This window comes from Burkholderia sp. Ac-20365 (genome assembly GCF_017104715.1).
Taxonomy (GTDB): domain Bacteria; phylum Pseudomonadota; class Gammaproteobacteria; order Burkholderiales; family Burkholderiaceae; genus Paraburkholderia.
The window spans coordinates 52,423-58,623 of sequence record NZ_JAAGPI010000050.1 but is presented as its reverse complement, the minus strand read 5'-3'; the positions used below and the strand labels follow the sequence as shown (position 1 = coordinate 58,623).

Below are 6,201 nucleotides of genomic sequence, written 5' to 3'. Positions count from 1 at the left end.
CTCTGCCTTCCCAAGGTAACGGAGGCGGTGGTCGGCCACCCGGCCAGCCGGGCGCGGAAGGCGGGGGACATCCAGCGGGACCACCGGCTGCGCGTCCGTCGGGACCGCCACCGGGGCAAGGTGGCGGAGGACGCCCATCCGGACCGCCGCCGCAGGGTGGCGGAAATGCCCGGCCGCCGGCGCCTTCTGGACAGGGCAATCAAGGCACGAATCACTGAGCGCGACGCGCTCCGCGTTCGGGACTTGCGCTACATGCCGCTCATGTCGCCCGTCGGCAGCGACAGCTTGCCCTGGTCGCTAAAGCGCGTGCCGCCCGTGATGCCACCCGCGAGCCGGCCGCGCAGCATATAGGGCAACTGCCCCGATTGCGCGCTGTCGGCGAAGGCGAACGCCTGACGCACGGCCGCTAACGCGGGCACCGTCAGCGGCACGCCGATCACCGTTTCGCCGAAACGCGGCACGGTGCCTGTCTGATCGCTGACGCCGCTCGCGAACGGCTTGCCGTTCAGATCGAGTTCGACGGATACGCCGTTGAAGTCGATGGGTGAGTCGTTTGGATTCTGCACGCGCAGCTTCAGGTTGAAGCGCATCTCCATCCCCTGGCCCGCGAGCGGCTCGATCCCGGCCACGGACACGCGCAGCGGATCGCCGCCGAACATGCCCGCGCAGCCGCCTAGCGACAGCAATGCGACGAAGACAAGCAGTAACTGAACGATGCGCACGGTGCGGTTGGCGATCATGGTCATGTCCTTCCAGGAAGCAACGCGCGGCCCGATGCGCGCTTCGTAAGGAGATTCTAGCGGCGCGAGGCGGTATCGCGGACGGTAGTCGTGGCGCATATGCAAGGCGTGCTTTGCCCAGTGAACCGGCGATGAGACAATCGCCGCGCGCCCGATACGCATTCCGCACGATCCCGCTGTTCACGCCGTCAGCTCGTCCAGGCCATCAAACAGAGCGGAGTTCGGCGCGCACCCAGGCGAGCAACCAGCGCGCAACACCCCGCATGAAACCAAAAATCGAATCTATCGTCCTTGCTGCCGATCTCGCCGGCACGTTCATCTTCGCAATCGAAGGCGCGGTCGCCGCGATGCACAGCGGCCTCGACCTGCTCGGCGTGATGGTGATCGCGTTCGTCGCCGCGCTCGGCGGCGGCGTGACACGCGACCTGCTGATCGGCGCAACGCCGCCCAATGCGATCCGCGACTGGCGCTATCCTGCGCTGACCTTCGTCGCGGGGCTGCTCACGTTCCTCTTTCACACCTACGCTCAAGGCTTCCCCGATTTCTGGCTGATGGTGCTCGACGCGGCGGGCCTTGCGCTGTTCGCCGTCGCGGGCGTCGAAAAGGCGATGCTTTTCCGCATTCGCCCGTTCGTCGCCGCACTGATGGGGACGGTCACGGGTGTCGGCGGCGGCGTGATCAAGGACGTGCTGCTCGCGCGCATCCCGTCCGTGCTCGTCGCGGATATTTACGCTACGGCCGCTTTCTTCGGCGCGGTCGTCGTGCTGGTCGCGCGCCGGCTCGGTCTGTCGCCGGCAATGGCGGGCCTCGCGGGCGGGCTCGCGTGCTTCGTGCTGCGCATCGTCGCGGCGACGCACGGCTGGCATCTGCCGCGCGCGAAACTCTGAGCGAAACGCGGATCGCGGATCGCGGATCGCGGCAGGCTCGCAACCGGGGACAACCCGCGCATTGCACTCCGGCTACTTCAACCCACCGACGATCTTTTCCATGTCCGTTTCGCTGAATGCGCGCATCGTTGCCGTGCGCACGTTGCCTTGCGCAGCGAGTGCGAGGCCCAGACGTGTGGTGGTCTCATCGTCAGGAGAATCGAACGAGATCACGAGATCGTATGCGCCGAGCGTCCAGTTCACCGTGCCGACCGTCACGCCCATCGCCTTGCTGCTTTCGCGAAACGCGCGCGCCCGGTTGACGGTGTCTTTCGCGGTGCGCACGCCTTGATCGGTCCAGTTGACCAGCATGATGTAAGTAGCCATGGTGTCCTCATGAAGTGGATGCAGAGGTGCCGCGCGCGACGCGAGGGGCTCTGGACGGCAGAGGCGAACGCACACACGGCGCGGGCCGTTTTCGATGCGTGCAAAAAGAGGCAAGGAGGAAGGAAGACAAGGCGGCGGGGCATTCGGGAATGCCTTCGCCGCAGACTGCGCGATGTCCGGTTTCGCGTTGCGCGCGAAGTCTTCTGACGCGCACGGCCGGGCTGATTGCCAGAAAAGTATAGGCGACGCGGCGCTTCATGAGGGGATCGATCGTATGGGTGGAGCGTGCGTTCGTCCTATGCTGCGCGGACGGATCCATCGTCTTGCGCAGTGCGGGTATCATCTGGCGAAGCATATTTCCCAGGTGGCACGCAGGCGTTTCGCGCGTGCCGCGGCGCATGATCAACAGCAGGGGTGAATGACTTGATTCGTCATATCGTGATGTGGAAGTTGAAGGATGGTGAAGGCCGCACGCGCGAACAGAACGCGCTCGTGCTGAAGGAAAAACTGGAAGCCTGCCGCGATGCCGTGCCGGGTATTCTGCATCTCGAAGTCGGTATTGCGCAGTCTGGCCTCGACTCGACCTATGACGTCGTGCTCGTCTCCGATTTCACCGACAAGGCGGCATTGGATGGCTATCAGATCCATCCGTTGCATCTGGAAGTGAAGACATTCCTCGCGCCCATCCGCGAAGCACGTCAAGCCGTCGATTACGAAGTCTGAACACCTATGAGCGATTCCACTGGCAACAAGCTGGCCATCGAAAGCCCGTTTATCGATCACCTCGGCGTCCAGCTCATTTCAGCGGCAGACGGCGCGAGCGAACTCGTGCTGGCGCTGCGTCCCGAACATCTGAATACGTGGGCCGTGTCGCACGGCGGCATCACGATGACACTCTGCGACGCCGCGCTTGCAATGGCCGCGCGCAGTCTTGCCGCGGATGGCGTCGGCGTGGTCACTGTCGAGATGAAGGTGAACTTCATGCAACCCGGCAGCGGCGAATTGCGCGCAACGGCGCGCGTGCTGCACCGCTCGACCACGATGGCCTATTGCGAAGGCGAGATCCGCGACAGCGAAGGCCACTTCGTCGCAAAGGCGCTCGGCACGTTCAAATACATGAAGCGGCTCGCTGTGGGCCGTGAAGTGCGGCAACAGCGTCTGCGCAGCGATCCATCGGCAAAACCGGGTCCAAGCGACGGCTGAACACCGCGCGCGATCCCAACCCAACAACCAGCGATATTCTCCGGAGACATTCCCGTCATGAGCCAGGTCAATCGTCAGATTCTGCTCGTGTCGCGTCCGCAGGGCGCGGCATCCGTCGACAACTTCAAGCTCGTCGAAACGCCGCTCACACCGCTTGCCGACGGCCAGGTGCGCGTGCGCAACCACTACCTGTCGCTCGATCCGTACATGCGCGGCCGCATGAGCGACGCGAAATCGTATGCGGCGCCGCAGCCTTTGAACGAAGTGATGATCGGCGGCACGACGGGCGAAGTGGTCGAGTCGAACAACCCGGCGTTCAAGCCTGGCGACAAGGTGGTCGGCATGTTCGGCTGGCAGGAGTTCGGCACGTCGGACGGCAAAGGTCTGCAAAAAGTCGACGACGCGCACGTGCCGCTTTCCGCCTATCTCGGCCCGGTTGGCATGCCCGGTGTCACGGCCTGGTATGGGCTGAACCGGATCATCGCGCCGAAGGCCGGCGAGACGGTCGTGGTGAGCGCGGCAAGCGGGGCGGTCGGCAGCGTCGTCGGGCAACTGGCGAAGCTCGCGGGCGCGCGCGCCGTCGGCATCGCGGGCGGCCCGGACAAATGCCGCTATGTGGTCGAGACACTCGGCTTCGACGCGTGCGTCGATTACAAGGCGGGCAATCTCTATCAGGATCTCAAGGCTGCGACGCCCAACGGCGTGGACGGCTGCTTCGAGAACGTCGGCGGTGACGGGCTCGATGCGACGCTCGCGCGCATGAACGCGCATGGGCGTATCGCGTTGTGCGGCTTCATTTCGGGCTACGACGGCCAGCCGGTGCCGCTCAAACATCCGTCATTGATGTTGACCCAGCGCTTGCTCGTTCAGGGTTTCATCGTCAGTGAGCATATGGATGCGTGGCCCGCCGCGCTGAAGGAACTCGGCACGCTCGTCGCGCAACAGAAACTGCAGTATCGCGAGACGGTTGCGCAAGGTCTGGAGAACGCGCCCGAAGCGTTTCTCGGCATGCTCAAAGGACAGAACTTCGGCAAACAGCTGGTCAAGCTGATCTGAACGGGCGAGGACATCAGGATGGTCGAATTCGACGGCAAGGTTGCCGTGATTACCGGCGCGGCGAGCGGCTTTGGCCGCGCGTTCGCGCAGAAGGGCGCGTCACTCGGCATGAAACTCGTGCTGGCCGACGTCGACGCCGCCGCGCTCGCGCAGACGGTCGACGCACTGCGCGCGGCGGGCGCCGAAGCGATCGGCGTGCGCACGGACGTGTCCGACGGCGCGCAGGTCCAGGCACTCGCGGATGCCGCAGTGCAAGCCTTCGGCAAGGTCCATCTGCTGTTCAACAATGCGGGCGTCGGTTCGGGCGGCTTCCTGTGGGAAAGCTCGGCAAACGACTGGGCGTGGGTGTTCGGCGTCAACGTGATGGGTGTCGCGCATGGCGTGCGTGTCTTCACGCCGATCATGCTGAAGCAGAACGAACCGGCGCATATCGTGAATACGGCGTCGGTGGCGGGACTGCTGTCGCCGCCGTCGATGGGCATCTACAACGCGTCGAAACATGCGGTCGTGTCGCTGACGGAAACGCTGTACCACGATCTGCAGAACGCGGGCGGAGAAGTCGGCTGCTCGTTGTTGTGCCCCGCGTTCGTGCCGACGGGTATCGCGGATGCCGAGCGCGCACGTCCCGATGAATTGCGCAACAGCGCCGAGCCGACTCGCTCGCAACTTGCCGCCGACAAGCAACTGCAGCGCGCGGTGCGCTCCGGCAAGTTGAGCGCGGCGGATGTCGCCGCGCTCACATTCGACGCGATCCGCGAGCGGCGTTTCTACATCCTCACGCATCCCGCCATTCTTGCGACGGTGCGGCTGCGGCACGAGGATATCGAACAGCAGCGCAATCCGACGGATCCCTTGTCGCTGAAACCCGAGGTCAAGGAATCGCGTTAGCGGGCAGCGCCCAGCGAGAGCGTCTCAAAGCGCGTTCATGGCATCATGGCGCGCTTATTCAACCGTCCGGCGCGCGTGCGCCATCGTCCGACAATGCCGCTGAATCCGAAGATCGAACAGGTGCTCGACATGATCGCGCGCGCGAAGCGTCCCGCGTATCACGATCTGACGCCGCAGACGGCGCGTGCGTCGTACGAGAAAAGCGCGCCTATTCTCGAAGTGCCGTCCGCGCCAATGTTTTCTGTCGAGGACATCGATGTGCCTATGCGCGACGGCGCGTCGATCCGCGTGCGTCTCTATCATCCCGCCGAGCCTCAATGGGCTGATCCGGCGCCCGCGCTCGTCTACTGTCACGGCGGCGGCTTTACGGTCGGCAGCGTGAATACGCACGACGCGCTGTGCCGTATGTTCGCGCGCGACGCGCAATGTGTGGTGATGTCGGTCGACTACCGGCTCGCGCCCGAACACAGATTTCCCACTGCCGTCGACGACGCGTTCGACGCCCTCAAGTGGCTGCACGACAACGCGCTGCTGGTCGGTGTCGACGCGAACCGGATCGCCGTCGGCGGCGATAGCGCGGGCGGCACGCTCGCCACCGTCTGCGCGGTGCTCGCGCGCGACGCGGGCATCGCGCTCGCACTTCAATTGCTGATCTATCCGGGTACGACCGGCCATCAGCGGACGGATTCGCACGAACGGCTATCCGATGGTTATCTGCTTTCGGGCGACACGATCCAGTGGTTCTTCGAGCAATACCTGCGCGACGCTGACGACCGTCACGACTGGCGTTTCGCGCCGCTCGACGGCACGCGCGGTGCGCCGGATTTTCACGGCGTGGCGCCCGCGTGGATCGCAACGGCCGAATACGATCCGCTGAGCGACGAAGGCGAAGCGTATGCGCACAAGTTGCGCGAAGCGGGCAATGCCGTTGCGTTCACGTGCTACGCCGGCATGATCCACGAATTCTTCAAGATGGGCGGCTACGTGCCTGAGGTGGCCGTCGCCCATGCTGACGCGGCGGCGGCATTGCGCGCCGCGTTCGGCATCGTGTGATGGCTGGA

General features: G+C 64.8%; 8 protein-coding genes. 6 read left to right on the top strand and 2 right to left on the bottom strand.

All coding sequences use genetic code 11. The annotated features are described in order from the left end of the window. Positions 1 to 248 precede the first annotated feature (248 nt). Complete coding sequence (locus G3O01_RS40745; protein ID WP_205813139.1) at positions 249 to 740, bottom strand: LEA type 2 family protein; 492 nt, start codon at positions 738 to 740, stop codon at positions 249 to 251. A gap of 263 nt (positions 741 to 1,003) precedes the next feature. On the opposite strand from G3O01_RS40745, the gene G3O01_RS40740 reads away from it, so the two are divergent. Then, positions 1,004 to 1,627 carry a TRIC cation channel family protein gene (locus tag G3O01_RS40740; RefSeq protein ID WP_205813138.1) on the top strand — a complete coding sequence of 208 codons (624 nt, stop codon included), beginning with the start codon at positions 1,004 to 1,006 and terminating at the stop codon, positions 1,625 to 1,627. Between the two features lie 72 nt (positions 1,628 to 1,699). On the opposite strand, the gene G3O01_RS40735 is transcribed toward G3O01_RS40740, so the two are convergent. Then, the gene (locus G3O01_RS40735) at positions 1,700 to 1,993 is read right to left on the bottom strand and encodes a GYD domain-containing protein (RefSeq protein WP_205813137.1); all 294 of its coding nucleotides are present in this window, start codon (positions 1,991 to 1,993) and stop codon (positions 1,700 to 1,702) included. Between the two features lie 423 nt (positions 1,994 to 2,416). Here G3O01_RS40735 and G3O01_RS40730 point away from each other — a divergent pair, with 423 nt between their 5' ends. The 5 genes from G3O01_RS40730 (at position 2,417) to G3O01_RS40710 (ending at position 6,193) form a co-directional block, all read left to right on the top strand. Continuing rightward, positions 2,417 to 2,716, top strand: coding sequence for a Dabb family protein (locus G3O01_RS40730; RefSeq protein WP_241024682.1), 300 nt, complete (start codon positions 2,417 to 2,419; stop codon positions 2,714 to 2,716). 6 nt (positions 2,717 to 2,722) lie between these two features. Further along, positions 2,723 to 3,196 carry a PaaI family thioesterase gene (locus tag G3O01_RS40725; protein WP_205813136.1) on the top strand — a complete coding sequence of 158 codons (474 nt, stop codon included), beginning with the start codon at positions 2,723 to 2,725 and terminating at the stop codon, positions 3,194 to 3,196. Between the two features lie 57 nt (positions 3,197 to 3,253). Next, on the top strand, positions 3,254 to 4,252 hold the full coding sequence (locus tag G3O01_RS40720) for an NADP-dependent oxidoreductase (RefSeq protein WP_205813135.1): 999 nt from the start codon (positions 3,254 to 3,256) through the stop codon (positions 4,250 to 4,252). A gap of 18 nt (positions 4,253 to 4,270) precedes the next feature. Continuing rightward, on the top strand, positions 4,271 to 5,140 hold the full coding sequence (locus G3O01_RS40715; protein WP_205813134.1) for an SDR family oxidoreductase: 870 nt from the start codon (positions 4,271 to 4,273) through the stop codon (positions 5,138 to 5,140). 93 nt (positions 5,141 to 5,233) lie between these two features. After that, on the top strand, positions 5,234 to 6,193 hold the full coding sequence (locus tag G3O01_RS40710) for an alpha/beta hydrolase (RefSeq protein WP_205813142.1): 960 nt from the start codon (positions 5,234 to 5,236) through the stop codon (positions 6,191 to 6,193). Positions 6,194 to 6,201 lie beyond the last annotated feature (8 nt).